The sequence below is a fragment of the Bradyrhizobium sp. genome, from assembly GCF_035484855.1.
In the GTDB taxonomy this organism is placed as follows: domain Bacteria; phylum Pseudomonadota; class Alphaproteobacteria; order Rhizobiales; family Xanthobacteraceae; genus Bradyrhizobium.
This window is the reverse complement of record NZ_DATHOP010000054.1, coordinates 1-17,840: the sequence shown is the minus strand read 5'-3', so window position 1 is coordinate 17,840 and position 17,840 is coordinate 1. Positions and strand designations below refer to the sequence as shown.

Here is a 17,840-nt window from a genome sequence, read left to right as displayed (position 1 = left end):
CCTAATAATTGATCCGCAGTCCCACGCCGCCGTGAATGGTGTTGCCGACCGGTTGCGGGCCCAGCGTGCCGTTGAGGAACAGGTCGGCGACCCAGCCCTTGGTGATGCGGAAGCCGAGCCGGCCGCCATATTCGAACCAGCCCTGGTTGCCCATGGTCGGCACGACGATGCCGTCGCCGGTGACGGTTGCGACGATGCCGGAATGGCTGGCGAACGACTGCACATAGCCGCCGTTGATGTTGCCCTCGACGCTGGAGCCGAACAGATGCGTCCACTGCCCGCCAAGCTTGACCAGATTGGTGCGGTCGGTGCCCGACGCGATCGAGGCGTCGAACGGATTGAACGCCGCATTCGGATCGGTGTAACCGTCGACCCGCTGCCACAACTGCCAGATCTCGACGGAGGCCGCGACCTCGTCGCGCGGCGAAAGCCGGCGGATCCAGCCCGCCCGGCCGTACACGCCGTAATCGCTGCTGTCGGTCGAACTCGTCAGCGCGACCGGCCCCAGGCTCGTCAGGTAGCTGCGGCTGTAGCGGACCTTCTCGAACGGCGTCAGGATGGCGCCGACGTCGAAAAACGGCCGCGACGTCCCCCAATCGACGAAATCGTAGCGCAGCGCGAATGCGCCGATCGGCGCGCTGGTGACGCTGTAGCCGGTTTCGCTGAACTGGGTGTAGGCGATGCCGGCCAGGAACGACAAATTGGGCGTGATTTCCTTGCGGCCGTGAATGCCGGCCGAGAACGATCCCGCCGAACCGAACGCGCTGATGCAGTCGCTGCAATTGATCTGTTCGTTGACGCCGAGCAGCACCGTGCCGAGCACCCGGTTGGTGATCATCTGGTTGAAGCGCGCGTTGGCGAGGTTGCCGATCGATGCCCCGCTGGACCCGGCGCCGGTCGGCGTCGGGGTGGGAGTCGGGCTCGGCGACGGCGAAGGACTGGGCGAAGGACTTGGGGACGGACTTGGCGACGCCGTCGGGCTTGGCGATGGCGTCGGGCTTGGCGACGATGTCGGCGAAGGCGATGGCGTCGGGCTTGCCGATGATGTCGGAGAGGGCGATGGCGAAGGGCTGGAGGTCGGGCACGGGTGGTCCGAGTTGCAGATTTCTGAATTTGTAATGGTCGCCTCGGCTGCGAAGGCGGGAACGGTTTGCCCCTGCATCAGCGCCAGCGAAATTCCCGCGGTGAGTGCGGCCGAAACGACGACGCTGCGTGCAAATCGTGCCATCGTCAGCGCCCGCACAGCATGCCGGTGGGGTCGCTGCCGTCATCGACCGGCGGCGTCACCGTGGGCCTGGCGTCGGCAAGATCGGTAACGGTGCAAAGTCCCGCCAGCGCCGCGCAGTTCGCAGCGAAGGTCCATGGCGAATTGTTGGTCTTCTGGATCGTGGTCCTGCCGCCGGTCGAGGTGATGATCGCGGTGTCGCCCGGCTGCGTCAGCTCGATGCATGGGCCGCCGGTCGCGCAGACCCGTGAGGCGCCTTCCTGCAGCACCACGGTGGTGCGGCCGCGCAGCGACAGGACGTCGAGCACCGTGCCGCGGACGCCGATCGTCGCCAGCGGCGTGGTGATCTTGTAGGCGGCCTTTTCCGAATGGCCGGTGACGAAGCGGAATGCGCCGGTCGTCAGCCGAATCGCGATCTCGCGGTAGCTGTGCTCGTCGTCGAACACGGTACGGTCGAGCTTGATGGTCGCACTGGGGCCGAGCGAGAGGTTGGTGCTGTCGGCCATCACCAGCCGCGCCGCGCTGTCCTGCCCGGTGCGCACGACTTCGTCGCGCAGCACGCCGTCGCCGACATTGATCTGGCTCGATGCCGATCCGGTGACACGAACGACTTCGTTCTGGATCACGGCTGCTTCGCCGACACGGACCTGCGCGTGCGCGGGATCGACCGCAAGCCCCGCCGCGAAGCAAAGCGCGGAGACGAAGAGAACATGACGCACGTGCATTTCAATCCCGATCGATTTATCCCGACATCGTACCGGATCACGCGCGCATGTGATGTTGCAGATTTATCACAAGCGACGCGTTACTAGCCGAATGGTTAGTGACCGCGAGATCGAAACGCGTTCAACACGACGGACAAGATATTTTTCGACAGCCTGCACTTGACCGGGTTCTCATACGCCATCTATCCGTGAAGACAGCGCTTGAAACACCTTCGTCTTTGAAAGATTCCCAAAGCCGATTCCGGTAAGAATTCTCAAGAAAAATTTCCAAAGCAAGAATTCCATGACCAAAAGCCCTATTGTCGCCATCATCATATTTTTCGCCGCGCATTTCGCGCTGCTGGTCGGGGTGACGACGCCGGAGAAATTTGTTTTCGACGAGGTGCATTATGTGCCGGCCGCGCGTCAGATGCTGGAGCCGGTGCTGCCACAGCCGATGCTCAATCCGATGCATCCGCCGCTGGCGAAGCAGCTGATCGCGCTGTCGATCCGCTTCTTCGGGGATAATGCGCTGGGCTGGCGCTATCCGGGCACGCTGTTCGGGGCGCTCGCGATCGTCGCGATGTATCTCTGCGGCCTGGCGCTGTTCGAGGGCCAACAGCCGGCCTTGGCCGTAGCGCTGCTCGCCTTCTTCAACCAGATGGTGTTCGTGCAGTCGCGGATCGCGATGCTGGATATTTTCGCACTCGCCTTCGGGCTGTTCGGGATCGCGGCCTTCATGCACGGTTTCCGCCGGCTAAGGCCGCATCTCCACTTCGCGCTTGCGGGGGCAGCGTTCGGTCTTGCGGCCGCCTGCAAATGGAGCGGCCTGTTCCCGCTGGCCGTCTGCATCGTCATCATCGGCGCGGTCCGCCTGCTGCAAAGCTGGCGCACGGAATTCGCCGACGGCAGCGCCGATGATTGGTACCGGCCGGGGCTATGGCCGGATTTCGGCATGCTTGGTTTCGCCGTCTGCTTCGTCCTGATACCGGCGCTGGTTTATCTGTCGAGCTTCGTCCCGCTCTATGGATTGTCGTTCTGGGATCTGGTCGAGGCGCAGCGCCGCATCTTTGCCGACAACACCACGACCGCGATCGCCGGCCACACCTATATGAGTTCGTGGCCGTCCTGGCCGCTATTGGCGCGGCCGGTCTGGTTCCTGTTCGACAAGGTCGGCGACGACCGGATCGCGGCGATCGTGTTCCTCGGCAACCCCGTGGTGCTGTGGGCGGCGCTGGTGGCGCTCGCCGTCTGCCTGCGCGACTTCATCATGGCGCGCCGCGCCGACGCTTTCCTGATCGTGGCGTTCTATTTCGGGACCTGGCTTGCCTGGGCGCTGCTGCCCCGTACCCTCGGATTTCTTTATTACTATCTGCCTGCGGCCACGCTCGCGAGCCTTGCGCTGGTCTATGCGCTCCGGCGCGGCAGCAGCCCGCGCTGGCTGTTGTGGGCCTTCGTTGCCGTCGCGTTCGCGGGCTTCGCCGCGATGCTGCCGATCTCGGCCGCCTTCGTCGGGACGTCGATGGAGACGTTCAATCGGCTGATGCTTTTCCAGAACTGGATATGACCAGACAACGCGCGGCCGTCGACGGCGTCACCGTCAGAAACGGAACAGCCAGGGTACCCGGCTCCAGTGGACCCGGTTGTGATAGAAATGGGGCCAGAAGATCGGAAACGGCTCCCAATAGGCGGTGCGGTAATAGCCGTAGCGGTGCCAGTGGCGATGGGCGTAGCGCCGATGGCGCGGCGCCGGCTCGGCATCGGCGGCCGGCGGTGCAGGCTCTGCCGTCTTCGGCACGATCGATGGACGCGGCACGCTCGCGGGCGCCGGCTCGGTCTGGGGAGCGGCCGCCGCCGGCGGCGTCGCTGCCGCGGGGGCGTCTTCTGCAAGACTCGCGAAAGCTGGAGCGACGACCAGCAAAGTGGCGATGGCGAGGCCGGTGAAATGGGTTTTCATCTCAATCATCCCTGGATGCTGATGGGAGAGTATCATTTTCGGGATACGCTGCAACGCGCGGTCCCCAAAATCCATACGCCCCGTCGTGGTGATGGGGTTCCGGGCTCACGCGTTTCACGCGCGTCCCGGAATGACGGTTGTTACTTGGCCGGCGCAACATCGGCGGGTGCAGCCTCCGGAGCCTTGGCCGGGGTCGCATCTGTGGCCGGAGCCGCGGTGACCGGAGCCGGGGCGGCGTCTTCCTTCTTGGCGGAAGCAACGCGCGCGCCGTCCTTGTGCGCCTTGTGGATTTTCGCCGAACGGCCGCCATTATAGGAGCCGTAGCCGGGCGCGTAGACCGCCACGCATGAGGACGACATGCAGCCGTCCTGGACGTGAACGGTGACGCCTTCGTAGGAATAGGTACCGGCATGAGCCGACGCGCCGATGGTGAGAAGCGCCGCGGCAAGGATGATCTTCTTCATGGGAGTCCCCTATGTCGACAGGTTTGATGTCAGGTGTTTCGGTGGGCCGGCCGCCGATGACCGGCTGTTCCGAACCTGGATTTTTCGTATGTCCGCCTGCCGCTCAGGGCAGGCGGACGAACACGGCTACCGTCACTTCGACGCGGTCTTGGTGTCCATGTTGACGACCTGGACGCGGCGGTTGCGCGGGTCCATCGGCGCGTTCGGATCGATCGGCTTGGTTTTGCCATAACCGACGGTGACGAGGTCGGTGCCATTGATGCCATACCTGTCGACGAGGTAGCGCTTGATGGTATCGGCGCGGCGCTCGGAGAGGTCCTGGTTGTAGCCTTCGCCGCCGACCGCATCGGTGTGGCCGGCGACCACGATGGTCGAACCCTTGAGGCTGGAATTGGAGAGCGCCTTGCCCAGCTCCTGGACGGACGACATCGAGGTCTGGCTGATCTCGGCCGAATTGTATTCGAACTGGATATTGAGATCGATTTTCGGCTTGGTGGACGCGATCTCCGCGATTTCCTCACGCTCGCCGAGCGAGAGCGACCGGGTCTTGCGGTTGCGAACCGTGGCAAGGAAGCCGATTTCCTTGGCCTTGATCGCGGGATCGACTTGTTCGGTCGACAGGCCACGCGTCAGCGGCTTCGGCTGCAGCGCATGGATGATCTGGTCCGCCGGGACGGTGTTGTCGCCGGCAATGGCAATCCCCGCCGTCATCGACAGCGCGGCAGTGAGCGTAATCGCCTTGAGCGCGGAAAGTCTGAGAGAGCTGGTCATTGTCGTGGTCCTCGTTGTGACGCCTGATAAGCATTTGATGCTGGCAGGATAGGCCAGGTTCGAAGCGGCGAATGTGATTTGGGTCACGCCCCCTCAACGTGCGGTCAGGATTTGACGCAATATAGGGATATCCCTATATTGAGGTGTGCGTAAACGTCCCGAACCGAAGCCATGTTTCTTTGTCGGTTCCAGCCGCAAGGACATCAAGCAATTCCCGGCCAAGGTGCAGAACCGTTTGGGTTACGCCCTGTTCGAGGTGCAGGAGGGCGAAGAACCCGCCTCCGCCAAGGCGCTGAAGGGATTCGGCGGACGTTCTATTCTGGAACTGGTCGATGATTTTGACGGCAACACATACCGAGCGGTCTATACGGTGCGTTTCGCCGGAGTGGTCTACGTGCTTCACGCGTTTCAGAAGAAGGCCAAGAAGGGAATTGCTACACCTTTGCAAGAAATCGAGCTCGTTAGATCGCGCCTGCGCGATGCACAATTGCACTACCGTGAGAGCACCGAAAATGAAGGTCGCAAGCCATGACAAAACGCAAAATTGACGTTTACACAGGAAGCGGCAACGTGTTTGCCGACCTTGGCTTGCCCAATCCTGAAGAACGGCTGTTAAAGGCCAATATTGTGAGCGAACTGCATCGCCTTATCAAACAGCGCGGACTTACGCAGGTTAAGGCTGCCAAGCTGATAGGCATTCATCAGCCCGACCTTTCGCTCCTCCTGCGTGGCGATTTCGACGACTATTCAGTGGAACGCCTGATGAAAATGCTCACCGCATTCGAGCAGGATATCGAGATTGTCATGAAGCCGAACCGCAAGGCGGGAACGCCCGGACGCATTACCTTCAAGTCTGATGCGGCGTAACGAGCAACTGGCCCTCATTTCGGCCCCGTCGCCGCCCGACGTGACCCGGTTCGATCGCTCTCCGGCTCAAAGTGACGTGGATCACAGTACGCCCGCGCACACTGGAGCACATTGTCCTCAACGGTTCGGCCCATGGCCAACCAGTTCGACGCTTAGAGCAGGGGAGAATGGATCATGCGCTTCTGGATCGCAGCACTGTCAGTCGCAGCATTTCTGGTCAGCGGCAACGCGGCCCTTGCCGAGAAGCGCGTCGCCTTCGTGGTCGGCAACGGCGCCTACAGGAACGTGGCGCCGCTTCCCAACCCGGCGGTCGATGCCAAGTCGATGGCGGCGCTGCTGCGCAATGTCGGTTTCGATGTGGTGGAGGGCACCAATCTCACCCGCGACAAGATGACGGAAAAGCTCTTGGACTTCGGCAAGCGGGCCGAGGGCGCCGACGTCGCGCTGTTCTTCTATGCCGGCCACGGCATCGCCGTGAACGGCACCAACTACCTGCTGCCGGTCGACGCCGATCTCAAATCCGAGATGGACGTCAAACTGGGCGCCGCCATCAACGTCGACCTGACGCTGGAGCAGACCATGGCCGACGCCAAGGTCAAGCTGGTGTTCCTCGACGCCTGCCGCGATAACCCCTTTGCGGCGAAGCTCCGTTCCGTCAAGGCGACCCGCAGCCTCTCGGTGGAGTCTGGCCTTGTCGACATGAAATCCGGCGAGGGCACGCTGATCGCGTTCGCCACCGGCCCCGGCCAGACCGCGCTCGACGGCGAGGCCGGCACCAACAGCCCGTTCACCCGCGCGCTGCTGGCCAACATCGCCGCCCCCGGCGTCGAGATCCAGCAGGCCATGACCAGGGTGCGCGCCCAGGTCAACGAAGAGACCAACAAGAACCAATTGCCATGGGGCCACACCGACCTGATCGGTTCGGTCTATCTCAATCCGGTCGCGGGCGCGGCGGAGCAGAAGGCCGAGGCGCCGAATACGCCGGCCGTCACCGCGAGCCCGGCTTCCGAAGTCGAGCTCGAGTTCTGGCGCTCGATCAAGGACTCCAACAAGCCGGAAGAACTCAACGCCTACCTGACCAACTATCCGAACGGCACCTTCAAGTCGCTGGCGCTGGCCCGCATCGCCTCGCTGCAGGACGGCCCCTCGACCCAAACCCGCAACCTGACCACCGGCATCGATCCGGCGACCTTCACCCAGGACGCCGACCAGACCAGCGAGGACCAGATCGGCCTCGACAAGGGCCAGCGCCGCGACGTGCAGCGCCGCCTCACCGCTGTTGGTTTCGACACCCGCGTCAACGGCAAGTTCGACGAGCAGACCCGCGCCGTGATCACGCGCTGGCAGGCGGCGCGCGGCTATCCGAAGTCCGGCTTCCTCAACGCGCTGCAGTTCAAGGCGCTGCAGTCCGAAATCGCCGCCACGAAGGTTGCCTCGACCGACGACGGCGACGATGAGTCGACACGCCACTCCCGCCATTATGGCGGCGGAGGCGGCGGTGGTCGTCACTATCGCGGCGGCGGACCGGGCGCGTTCTTCGGCGGCATGATGGGCGGACTGTTCGGACGGAGGTGAAAGTCACTCTTCGAGAAGACCGATGGAACTTCTCAAATCAAGGCGGTCCCTGTGGGCCGCCTTTTTCGTGCCGGCTTTGCAGAGGTCGCAAAGCCGTCGCGCCAGCGCCGGGGTGCGAACAACAAATCGGCCAGATGCACGTCTAGGAAAACGCTTGCGTACAAAACAAAAGAAAAACAAAAGACAGCGAAGCGTCAGGGCCTTGTTTCAGTCACCGAAAAGATACGGCGAGTATCAGGGATATCGCGCGATTATGCCGGATCGCCAGGGAAGCTCGGTACCGATTTTGATCGGGGCTGTCATCATCGCAGCCGCAATCCTGTTGTCGACGCTGATCACGGCGGTCGGCACGCGGTTCATCGGCATGGACAGTCCGAACGACGATAATGTGTGGCTGATCGACCGTCTCACCGGCAACGTCTACAAATGCCAGGCCGCCGAACGCGGCAAGGCCTCGTGCGAGCCCGACATCGCGACCGGCAGTATCGGCGTGCAGCCGAAGCACTGAGTCTTCGTCGCATGACGCGCACGAAGCCGGGCTGCTCCGCTTGTCCCGCTTGACGCGGGACTTCTCATTGCGCTGCAACATGCAAAATTTTCTTCCTGCTGAAACGCGGCGGGTAGAAAATACGTATCTCGATAGCCAGCATTCCGCTGGCTTCATCTCTGAAGCGAGGTTCATATGAGGATATTGATCGCTGCTGCGCTGCTTTCGGCCTTGGCCCTGTCACCCGCTTCGGCGGCCATGATGGCATGCACGTCTGCCAACATGATGAAATCCGCCATGATGATGCCCCCCGGCGAATCGCCCGGAAACAAGGAAATGGCCATGGCCAACACGGACATGAGCAAAGGCAAGTCGCGCAGCGCCTGCATGCACTACATGAAGGCGCAGAAGATGAGCATGATGAAATAGCGAAGGCTGCGACCGAAGACCGCCGCGCCGCCGATGAGGCGGTGCGGCCTTTCTGCAGACCGGCGACGGAAAGTTCCCATGATGGCGCGCCGGCTGCACCGGACGATTCTGACGATCGGACTGACGCTCGCGCTCGCAGCCCCAGCCATGGCGGGCGACGGCTGGGTGAAACTGCCGTCCGAGCCCTACACGCTGAACAACAAGCAGGATGCTATTGCCTTTGCCGACGCCCTGACCGGCTGGTACGGCAACGGCGAGGGGCGCGTCTATCGCACCGATGACGGCGGCGAGGCCTGGACCTTGATCTGGACCAAGCAAGGCACCTATGTGCGGGCGCTGGAATTCGTCGACGAAAATACCGGCTTTCTCGGCAATGTCGGCTCCGGCTATTTTCCAGGCGTGACCGACCGGCAGCCGCTTTACGTGAGCCATGACGGCGGGGTGCACTGGGCGGCGGTCAGGCTGGCGCAAGGCGCCCAGATCACCGGCGTGTGCGCGATCGACGTGCTCAAACTCGACGGCAAGGTAGCGGCGGTGCGCGCCGGGGGCCGGGTCGGCGGTCCGGCCGGCATGCTCGAATCCTTCGACGGCGGCGAGAGCTTTCGTGCCAGGGACATGAGCCGCCTGACCGGCATGATCCTCGACATTCATTTTGTCGATGCCAATACCGGATTCATCGCCGGCGCAAGTGCTGCCGAAGAAGACAAGGCGCATGCGCGGATCCTGAAGACGTCGGATGGCGGCCGGTCGTGGCGCGCGGTGTTCGACAGCGATCGTGCCGGCGACGTCAACTGGAAGCTGGCCTTCCCGAGCGCGAAGGTCGGCTACGCCACCATCATCAGCTATCAGGCCCCGGCCGGCGAGGCGCGCGGCTACGTCGTGAAGACCGAAGATGGCGGCGAGCATTGGCACCGCCTCACCGTCAGCCATGACAGGGACTGGATACCCTATGGCATCGCCTTCATCGACGAGGCGCGGGGCTTTGTCGGCGGCTCGACCGGCGGCTACGGCACGACAGACGGCGGCAAAACCTGGTCTGCGCAAGCCATGGGCCTTTCCACCAACAAGATCAGGTTCGTGCAACGCCGCGATGGCGGCATCTCCGCCTTTGCCATCGGCAAGGACATCTACAAGCTCGAGCTTCCGCCCGTGGCACACTGACGGGTCTGGCAGGACGGGCGAATCCCGCTACATTGCTGCGCGATGTCCCGCCCGAAGATTTCACATCCCCTGACCAAGGCCGCGGCCAGGCGCCTCTGGCTGCGCGCCCAGCGCCTCGACACGCGGGCGCCGTTCGGCGCGGGGCCGGAGGCTGTGGCGGCAGCCGTCGAACATCTCGGCTATGTCCAGATCGACACCATCAACGTCATCGAGCGCAGCCACCATCATATTCTGTGGAACCGGATTCCCGAATACCGCCGCGCCGACCTGCGCCAGGCCCAGAGCATCGACAGAAGCGTATTCGAATACTGGACCCATGCGTTGTCCTACGTGCCGACGCGGGATTTGCGGTTCTTCATTCCCGCCATGAAGCGCCATCGGCGGGAGGGCCACAAATGGCTCTCGTCGGTCAAACCGGCCGACCTGCGCAAGGTGATGCGGCTGCTGCGCCGCGACGGCGCGCTGACCATCCGCGACATCGACGACGACGTGCTGGTCGACAAGGAGCATCTATGGGCGAGCCGCAAGCCGTCGAAGCGGGCGCTGCAGCTGTTGTTCTACCAGGGTATAGCTACGATCTCCGAACGCAGCGGCATGCTGAAGACCTACGAGCTGATGACGCGGCATTTCGGCTGGGGCCATCAGCCGAAGGGCGCTTCGCCGCGCGAGACCACCGCCTATCTGCTCGACCGGAGCTTGCGCGCGCAAGGCGTCGTCAGCCTCGATTCGATCTGTCATCTCGACGCGCCGAGCAAGGCGCAGGTCAGCCGGCTGATCGAGGCGAGGGTGCGCGCCGGCGAACTGGTCCCGGTCGCGCTGGAAGGCGCAGCTAAGGAGCACTGGGCGCGGCCGGAAGCGCTGGATGTTTCGGATGTCGGCGCTTCGGAGCTGGTGCACATCCTCTCCCCGTTCGATCCGCTGATCATCCAGCGCAAGCGGACGCACCTGATCTTCGACTACGAACATCGCTTCGAGGCTTACGTGCCGAAGGAAAAGCGGGTGCTCGGCTATTTCGCGTTGCCGGTCCTCGCCGGCTGCGACATCGTCGCTGCGCTCGATCTGAAGACCGACCGCAAGAACCGGAAATTGCTGGTGCAGAAATGGAGCTGGGTCGGCGCCGGCGCCAGGCGCGACGCGCGCAAGGAATTGAAGCCCCGTATCGAGCAAGAGCTGCACCGGTTCGAGCGGTTTCAGCTGGGGGAGTGATTGCATCCTACGCAATCTTGTGAACGGAGCTTGCAAAGCGATCGAGCCCGATCGCCAGGACGATCCCGACGCCATAGGCGACCAAGTCCCAGACCGAGAAGATGCGGCCGAGCAGCAGCGCGCCCGCAAGCGTCAGCCGGAAAGTGTCGAGCCAGGGGGCATGGACGAGCCGGAACAGCTCTACGCACACGGCGATCGCCGCCGAGATCAGCGCGATCGATGGCCGCGACCGATTTGAAGCAGCCATCGCCACGAGAAAGAAGACCATCGATCCCCAGAGGATCGAGCCGCCATATTTCACGACAAACGACGGCAAGCCGAGGCCGAGACCGAACCGGCGCAAGGCGAGTCCGCAGACGATGATCGATAGGCAAAGGCCGACACGGAGGATCACTGCCGCCTCCGAACTCGATGCTCGTCATGCCCGGCCTTGTGCCGGGCATCCACGTCTTTGCTGGACTTAGGGAAGAAAGACGTGGATGGCCGGGACGAGCCCGGCCATGACGAGGAGTGAATCATTCTGACGGCGCCTTCAACATCACGACGGCGCGTCCGCGATCGGGATCGTCAGCTCGAACGCCGTCCCCCGTTCGGAAACGAGCAGGCGGATCGCCCCGCCATGGGCATCCAGCATGGCGCGGACGATGGCCAGCCCCATGCCGGTGCCGCCCTTCTCGCGCCGGGTGGTGAAAAAACTGTCGAAGATCTGGGTGCGGTTGTTGGGCGAAACGCCTTCGCCATTGTCGGCTATTGTGATCAGCAGCAGGTTGTCTTGCCGCGTGGCGGATAGTTCGAGGGCCGTGCTGCCATGACGCAAGGCATTGTCGGCGAGATTGGAGAAGATGATGGAAGCATTCTCCTCCGATATCCGCATCGGCGTCTCGAGTTCACCGGAGGTGCGAAGTTCGAGCGAAGGAAATGCCGAACGCAAGGCGGCGATGGTGTCTGACAGTTTGGCAGCACCCAGCGCCACCGGATTTTCGGCGCGGGCGAGATCGCGCAGGCGAGCCGAGATTTTCGTGAGCCGGTCGGTGTCGGCGATGATGTTGTCGAGAAATTTTCGCCGGTCCTCGTCGTCCATCGAGGGCGCCTCGACGTCGTCGCGCAGCAGCTCGGCGGCGCCCTGGATCGAGGTCAGCGGCGATTTCAGTTCATGCGACACATGGGTGGCGAAGGTCGAAATGAAGCTGGAGCGCGTGTTCAGCCGTCGCGCCATTTCCAGAAAGCTTTGCGACAGCCGCGCGAATTCCGACGTGCCGCGGCGCTTCAGCGGCCGCAGGGCATCGCGGTCGCCCTTGCCGATCGGGCCGGTGCGCTCGATCAGTTCCCGCATCGGCTCGGTGATGGTGCGGTGAAACAGAAACCCGATCAACAGCGTCGGCACGATCATGGAAAGGATCGCGAGAATGACCTTGCCGCGCTGTTCGTAAAGATACTTGAAGACGTTGCTGGGCGTGCGCGAGGCATAGATGACGCCGGCGACCTGGCCGCGGGCGATCACCGGCATCGCGGTAAAGACGCGCATGCCGGTGCCCCGGCTCATGGAATAGAGCGAGGGCTGGTCATGCTTGGAGATGCGCACGCGCAACACGGCGCTGAAGCGCCCCTGCAGCGCCTCGGCGACTTCCTCCAGATGCGCCAGCGACAGCCCGACTTCCTCGCGGCCGGCGATGACGACGCCGTTGGGGTCGAGTAGTCGAAAACCCGCCAGCGTCACGTATTGCGTTGCGATGAGATCGGGCATCATGCGCGCGCCGAGCGCCGTGAAGGCGGGATCCGCCGGCGCGGCCGGCTCGCGGGCTTGCGGCCGCGGCGGCAGCACGCTCTCGTTTGCCAGTTCGAGTTTCGGCCAGATCGGCTGATACGGTTCGTCCGGCGGCTTTTGCGGGGGAGGCGGGACCTTCGTCCCCAACGCTACGGTCGATGGAATAGCGGTCTCCACCTCGCGCTGGAACATCGCCGAGAGCGCAGCACTTTGCGCGATCAGCTCGGACTCGGTCTGCTGGATCAGCTCGTTCTGGTAGACTTTCAGGAAATACAGGCTGAACAGCGGCAGCGACAGCACGCTCGCCAGCACCAGGAAAACCACGAGGCTGAGGCTCGGCCGCCACTTCCGCAGCGCCGCAGGCACAGGTCTGGCGTCGTCGATCAACGCGATGCCTCGCAGCGTCCGAGCTTGAAACCGACGCCATGAACGGTCTCGATCACGGAATCGCAGCCGGCGGCCGCCATCTTGGCACGGATGTTCCTGATGTGGCTGTCGATGGTGCGGTCGGCGACGTGGATATTGCCGGCATAGGCGGCATCGAGGATCAGTTCGCGCGTGAACACGAATCCGGGCCGCGCCAGCAGCGTGCGCAGGATCGAGAACTCCAGCGCCGTCAGCGATACCGGCGTATCGCCGAAACTCGCGGTGCGGGCATCCGCATCGATCGCGAGCCCGCCATGGCTCAGCACTTTGCTTTCCAAAGGCGCAGGCGGGGTCCGCACGCGTCGGAGGATCGCATTGACGCGCGCCACCAGTTCGCGCGGGCTGAACGGCTTTGTGACGTAGTCGTCGCCGCCGATCTCGAGCCCGAGGATGCGATCGATCTCCTCGTCGCGCGCCGACAGGAACAGGATCGGGGTATCGGCGGTCTTCCTGATCTGCCGGCAGACTTCGAGGCCATCCATTTCCGGCATGCCGATGTCGAGCACGATGAGGTCGTGGACGTTGCGGTCGAACTGGCGCAGCGCCTCCTTGCCGTCAGGCGCGATCGAAATCGCCATGCCGGTCTTCTCGAACGCGAAGCGCACGACGTCGCGGATGTGGGGGTCGTCATCGACGACGAGAATGGAATGAGCCACGTGCGCTAGCCTTTGCCGCTCTGATCGGGATTAGGCGGGGTATAGGGATTGTTAGCCAAATATCGCTCCAGGCGCCATGTCCGGAAGCCCCAGCCCCGCCAGTTTTCGTGATAACCGAGGCGATGGTTGGCGTTCCTGCCTCTACTAATCACGTGTTCGAGTGCCGGTATCTGCTTCAGATGCGGCCTGAGCGCAGGCTCGGCCTGCGGACCCAATGACCCAAGATAACACAGATCGAGTTTAGGCCCGGCGCCCGCGATCTCCTGTGAATGTTGCACGTTGTAGGAGGCCACCAGGTACGGCAGGTTGATGAAGCAGCAAGCGTAGAGGGCGAGCACCAGTGAAATGGCATTGGCGGACAATAGCCAGCGATTGGATTTTTTCAGCTCAATCTGGATCAGGATCAGCACGAGGCCGATGGCGACCAGGACCATCCATATGAATGCGGCAAACCGCAGATAGGTCAGCGAGTAGGCCGCGACGTAGAGGTCGAGCCGGAAGATCGACGAGATCACCAGCAGGATGTTTTGCCCGACCCACAGCAGCACCAGCGGGCGAATCAGCCTCGACTGTTGCGACGGCCCGCCCGGCCGCATCGCGATCAGGACAAAACCCGCAGCGAGCAGCGCGGTGGCGATCAGCGGATAGGCGCCGCGATGGGCATATTGGGCGTGGCTCATGCCGTCGGGCAGGTTGGCGCCGCCCCAGAGATAAGTCAGGTCGAGTCCGCTCTGCAGCGCGAACAGCGCATTGAACAGGATCAGCGAGCGCAACATGGCCCGCGTGCCAAGGAGAAAATCGAGATCGGAGGTTTGCGTGGCGACGGCGGCGCGCGGTTCGGATTCCCGAACCGGCTTGCGTCGCAGACGCCGCCGGATCAAGGGCCAGGTGATGCAGGCCATCATCAGCCAGAATGCGATCCGCCAGAGGTTGAACAGATTGAGGAAGGCGCGCAGGTCGATCTGCATCAGGGTGTTTTCGATCAATGGATTTGCCTGTGCGAACAGCGCCAGGAAAACCGCGAAAACGCAAAGCGGAACGATCCAGGCCACCAGCGAGCCCAGCCAATTGGGCGTCCAGCTTTTCATGCGACGAAGCGCGCCGAACAGATCGCCGATCAGTTGAAACGGTCCGCGAAACGGAAGCGTCACGGCTTCGAGCAGGTTACGTGGCCAGGACGATGCTTCAGGGGCGGTCATGATGATGACGAATAGCGCGGTTGCCAACTCGGCTACCGTCCGGGAAAGATCGCTGCAATCCTCGACCACGGCCAGCAGGCCGATGACGAACGCAGCGCCGATGACGATTTGAGTATTCTTTGGCGCGCGCGCACCATTGATAAAGACGGCGACAACGCCGAGCGCGCCGAGGAACAGTGCGAGCGAGACGCCGATGGTCTGCCAGTCCCAGAACAGCCAGTCGGCCAACGCGACGCAGGCTATGGCGGCCGCAAGCGGCAGCAGCAGCAGGCGCGCGGGAACGGGAGCAATCTCGAAATCGGAGGCGGTCGCGATCGACATGATTTCACTTTCCGGGGTGCAGGAGGGTGAGATGACGGATTTTGGGCTTTGGCTTTGGCGCGCCGGCGTTCGGCAGCGTGATGACGACGGATCGAACGGGCGGTGTCAGCCACCAGCGCTTCGCCAGCAGCCGCCGGGGCAGCCGCGATCGCCGAAATCGAAAGGGGATGATCTTCGCCATGGCCGCAACCATGCCCGGCCGATTGGCAGCCCGTTTGCTCAGGCCGTTCAGGATTTGCGGATTTTCGTGCAGGTTTCGCGCAGAAAAGCGCCCGACCGGAACGATGGTCGGAATCCTGGACCGGCATGATTCCCGACAGTTCGGGTTGAGCCGGTCGGAAGGAATTCACGCCCCTTAACCGGCTTCGTGCTTCACGAAATCATGATTACTGATGAATATTGACATTCATCAATAGACAATCGATAGTCCCTCTGAGCTTAAACGAGGGAAGCCACCATGTTCGTCCGATCCGTTTTGCCGAGCTATTCCAGGCTTTTAGTGGGTGCATCGCTGGCACTTCTGGTCGTGGCGCTGGCTGGCTGCAATGACAAGGTCGCCGAGAAGCTGGTCCCGTCGCGCCCGGTTCTGGTCGCCACGGTGCATTACGAGGCCGAATCCCCCGAGCGCAGCTTTGTTGGCACCATCAGGCCCCGGATCGAGGCCGACATGGGGTTCCGGGTCCCGGGCAAGGTCGCCAAGCGCCTGGTCGAGGTCGGCCAGACCGTCGAACTTGGCCAGCCGCTCGCCACCCTTGATGAAATCGACCTGAAGCTGCAGGCCGAGCAGGCCGAGGCGGAATTGCGCGCCTCCACCGGCGTGCTGGAGCAGGCCGCCGCCGCCGAAACCCGCGCCAAGGATCTGCGCGTCAAGGGCTGGACCACGGACGCCCAGCTCGACCAGGCCAAGGCCACCGCCGACGAGGCCCGCGCCCGGCTCAACCGCGCCCAGCGTTCGGTCGAACTCACCAAAAATTCCTTGTCCTACGCCACGCTGGTTGCCGACAGCCGCGGCGTCGTCACCGCGACCCTGGTCGAGCCCGGCCAGGTCGTGGCTTCCGGCCAGACCGCGATCCGCGTCGCGCGCTTTGGCGAAAAGGAAGCCGTGGTCGCGATCCCCGAGACTTTGTTGGGCCGCGCCAAGGAGGGCACTGCGAGCGTGACGCTGTGGTCGGAGGCGAACAAGAAATATGCCGCAAAGCTGCGCGAGATCGCGCCCGCGGCCGATCCCGCCACGCGCACTTATCTGGCGAAATTCTCGCTGCCCGACGCCGGCGACCACGTCTCGCTCGGCATGACCGCAACCCTGACGCTTGCCGATCCGGCGACCACGCGGGTGGCGCGGCTGCCGCTGTCGGCGCTGTTCAGCGAAGGCGGCGATCCCTCCTTCTATGTGGTCGACGACAAGGGCGAGGTAGCGCTGAAGCCGGTCACGGTGAAATCCTACGAGAGCAACGACGTCGTCATCACCGGTGGCGTCGACGAAGGCGCCAGGGTGGTGGCGCTCGGCGTGCAGAAGCTCGATCCGGCGCAAAAAGTCCGGGTCGTGTCGTCACTGTCGTTCTAGTCCCCGTCAATTGCGAGGAGCGAAGCGACGGAGCAATCCACACTTTCTTTGCCGCACGATGGATTGCTTCGCGGAGCCTGTCATCGGGCGGCGCTTCGCGCCGACCCGTTGGCTCGCAATGACGATCTTTTTGTAATCTCAGGAGGGCGCGATGAAACATTTCAATCTTTCGGCCTGGGCGGTCAGCCATCCCGCCCTGATCCTGTTCCTGGTCATCGCGCTCGGCGCGGCGGGCTTCTTCTCCTATGAGCGGCTCGGCCGCGCCGAGGATCCGTTCTTCACGGTGAAGGTGGTCAACGTCTCGGCGATCTGGCCGGGCGCGACCGCCCAGGAAATGCAGGCCCAGGTCGCCGATCCCATCGAGAAGAAGCTGCAGGAATTGCCCTATTTCGAAAAGGTGCAGACCTATTCGAAGCCGGCCTTTACCGCGATGCAGGTCACCTTCCGCGATTCGACGCCGCCGAAGGAAGTGCCCTATCTGTTTTACCTGTTGCGCAAGAAGCTCGCCGACGTGCAGCCGCAGCTGCCGGCGGGTCTGCTCGGCCCCTTTGTCAACGACGAATTCTCCGATGTCGATTCCATTCTCTATATGATGACCGGCGACGGCGCCGACTACGCGCAGTTGAAGAAGGCCGCCGAAGGCATGCGCCAGCGGCTGCTGAAAGTGCCTGGGGTCACCAAGGTCGATCTCTACGGCACGCAGGACGAAAAGATTTACGTTGAATTTCCGCACGCCAAGCTGGCGACGCTGGGCATCACGCCACAAGCGCTGTTCGATTCCCTCGCCAAGCAGAACAACATCGTACAGACCGGCACGGTGGAAACGTCCGCGCAGCGCGTGCCGCTGCGCGTCACCGGCGCGCTCGATGGCGTCAAGGCCGTCGCGGAGACGCCGGTCGAAAGTAATGGCCGGGTGTTTCGCTTAGGCGACATCGCCACCGTCAGCCACGGTTATATCGATCCGCCCAGCTTCGTGGTGCGTCAGGAAGGCAAGCCCGCGCTCGGCATCGGCGTAGTCACCGCCAAGGGCGCGAATATTCTGGAATTGGGCAAGGACGTCGCA

General features: G+C 63.2%; 18 protein-coding genes and 1 pseudogene. 10 read left to right on the top strand and 9 right to left on the bottom strand.

What is annotated here, in order from left to right:
- Position 1: 1 nt before the first annotated feature.
- Positions 2–1,021 (bottom strand): annotated as a pseudogene (locus tag VK804_RS06920) (hypothetical protein); the annotation flags it as partial.
- A 209-nt stretch (positions 1,022–1,230) separates the two neighbouring features.
- A complete protein-coding gene (locus tag VK804_RS06915; RefSeq protein WP_325369235.1) occupies positions 1,231–1,950 on the bottom strand; it encodes a FecR family protein in 720 nt (239 codons plus the stop codon).
- Positions 1,951–2,233: 283 nt separating this feature from the next.
- Between VK804_RS06915 and VK804_RS06910 the strand changes: the two genes are divergently transcribed.
- Positions 2,234–3,496, top strand: coding sequence for a phospholipid carrier-dependent glycosyltransferase (locus VK804_RS06910; RefSeq protein WP_325369232.1), 1,263 nt, complete (start codon positions 2,234–2,236; stop codon positions 3,494–3,496).
- A 33-nt stretch (positions 3,497–3,529) separates the two neighbouring features.
- On the opposite strand, the gene VK804_RS06905 is transcribed toward VK804_RS06910, so the two are convergent.
- The 3 genes from VK804_RS06905 to VK804_RS06895 all read right to left on the bottom strand — a co-directional run bounded on the left by VK804_RS06905 (position 3,530) and on the right by VK804_RS06895 (position 5,121).
- Positions 3,530–3,886 carry a hypothetical protein gene (locus VK804_RS06905; RefSeq protein ID WP_325369230.1) on the bottom strand — a complete coding sequence of 119 codons (357 nt, stop codon included), beginning with the start codon at positions 3,884–3,886 and terminating at the stop codon, positions 3,530–3,532.
- 140 nt (positions 3,887–4,026) lie between these two features.
- A complete protein-coding gene (locus VK804_RS06900) occupies positions 4,027–4,350 on the bottom strand; it encodes a hypothetical protein (RefSeq protein ID WP_325369228.1) in 324 nt (107 codons plus the stop codon).
- Positions 4,351–4,482: 132 nt separating this feature from the next.
- The gene (locus VK804_RS06895) at positions 4,483–5,121 is read right to left on the bottom strand and encodes an OmpA family protein (RefSeq protein ID WP_325369226.1); all 639 of its coding nucleotides are present in this window, start codon (positions 5,119–5,121) and stop codon (positions 4,483–4,485) included.
- 145 nt (positions 5,122–5,266) lie between these two features.
- On the opposite strand from VK804_RS06895, the gene VK804_RS06890 reads away from it, so the two are divergent.
- The 7 genes from VK804_RS06890 (at position 5,267) to VK804_RS06860 (ending at position 10,846) form a co-directional block, all read left to right on the top strand.
- Entirely contained in the window at positions 5,267–5,653 is a 387-nt protein-coding gene (locus tag VK804_RS06890) for a type II toxin-antitoxin system RelE/ParE family toxin (RefSeq protein ID WP_325369224.1), read from the top strand.
- Positions 5,650–5,988 (top strand): helix-turn-helix transcriptional regulator, encoded by a 339-nt coding sequence (locus VK804_RS06885; protein ID WP_325369222.1) that lies wholly within the window; start codon positions 5,650–5,652, stop codon positions 5,986–5,988. The genes VK804_RS06890 and VK804_RS06885 overlap by 4 nt, the downstream gene beginning before the upstream one ends.
- Positions 5,989–6,162: 174 nt before the next feature.
- Positions 6,163–7,563, top strand: a complete 1,401-nt coding sequence (locus tag VK804_RS06880; RefSeq protein WP_325369220.1) for a caspase family protein — start codon at positions 6,163–6,165, stop codon at positions 7,561–7,563.
- A 253-nt stretch (positions 7,564–7,816) separates the two neighbouring features.
- Positions 7,817–8,071, top strand: a complete 255-nt coding sequence (locus VK804_RS06875; protein ID WP_325369218.1) for a hypothetical protein — start codon at positions 7,817–7,819, stop codon at positions 8,069–8,071.
- Between the two features lie 174 nt (positions 8,072–8,245).
- Positions 8,246–8,479 (top strand): hypothetical protein, encoded by a 234-nt coding sequence (locus tag VK804_RS06870; RefSeq protein WP_325369216.1) that lies wholly within the window; start codon positions 8,246–8,248, stop codon positions 8,477–8,479.
- 78 nt (positions 8,480–8,557) lie between these two features.
- Positions 8,558–9,640, top strand: coding sequence for a WD40/YVTN/BNR-like repeat-containing protein (locus VK804_RS06865; protein ID WP_325369214.1), 1,083 nt, complete (start codon positions 8,558–8,560; stop codon positions 9,638–9,640).
- 42 nt (positions 9,641–9,682) lie between these two features.
- Complete coding sequence (locus VK804_RS06860) at positions 9,683–10,846, top strand: winged helix-turn-helix domain-containing protein (RefSeq protein WP_325369212.1); 1,164 nt, start codon at positions 9,683–9,685, stop codon at positions 10,844–10,846.
- 7 nt (positions 10,847–10,853) lie between these two features.
- Here the strand turns inward: VK804_RS06860 and VK804_RS06855 are convergent, their stop codons facing one another.
- The 4 genes from VK804_RS06855 to VK804_RS06840 all read right to left on the bottom strand — a co-directional run bounded on the left by VK804_RS06855 (position 10,854) and on the right by VK804_RS06840 (position 15,213).
- Positions 10,854–11,237, bottom strand: a complete 384-nt coding sequence (locus tag VK804_RS06855) for a DUF2809 domain-containing protein (protein WP_414642730.1) — start codon at positions 11,235–11,237, stop codon at positions 10,854–10,856.
- Positions 11,238–11,384: 147 nt separating this feature from the next.
- A complete protein-coding gene (locus VK804_RS06850; protein ID WP_325369208.1) occupies positions 11,385–12,998 on the bottom strand; it encodes a HAMP domain-containing sensor histidine kinase in 1,614 nt (537 codons plus the stop codon).
- Positions 12,995–13,693 carry a response regulator transcription factor gene (locus VK804_RS06845; RefSeq protein WP_325369206.1) on the bottom strand — a complete coding sequence of 233 codons (699 nt, stop codon included), beginning with the start codon at positions 13,691–13,693 and terminating at the stop codon, positions 12,995–12,997. Before VK804_RS06845 ends, VK804_RS06850 begins: the two co-directional genes overlap by 4 nt.
- 5 nt (positions 13,694–13,698) lie before the next feature.
- The gene (locus VK804_RS06840; protein WP_325369204.1) at positions 13,699–15,213 is read right to left on the bottom strand and encodes a DUF4173 domain-containing protein; all 1,515 of its coding nucleotides are present in this window, start codon (positions 15,211–15,213) and stop codon (positions 13,699–13,701) included.
- A gap of 457 nt (positions 15,214–15,670) precedes the next feature.
- Here VK804_RS06840 and VK804_RS06835 point away from each other — a divergent pair, with 457 nt between their 5' ends.
- Positions 15,671–16,777: an efflux RND transporter periplasmic adaptor subunit gene (locus VK804_RS06835; RefSeq protein WP_325369202.1), complete on the top strand. Its 1,107-nt coding sequence runs from the start codon at positions 15,671–15,673 to the stop codon at positions 16,775–16,777.
- A gap of 151 nt (positions 16,778–16,928) precedes the next feature.
- Positions 16,929–17,840, top strand: a 912-nt coding sequence (locus VK804_RS06830; RefSeq protein ID WP_325369200.1) for an efflux RND transporter permease subunit, incomplete at its 3' end; no start/stop codon positions are given.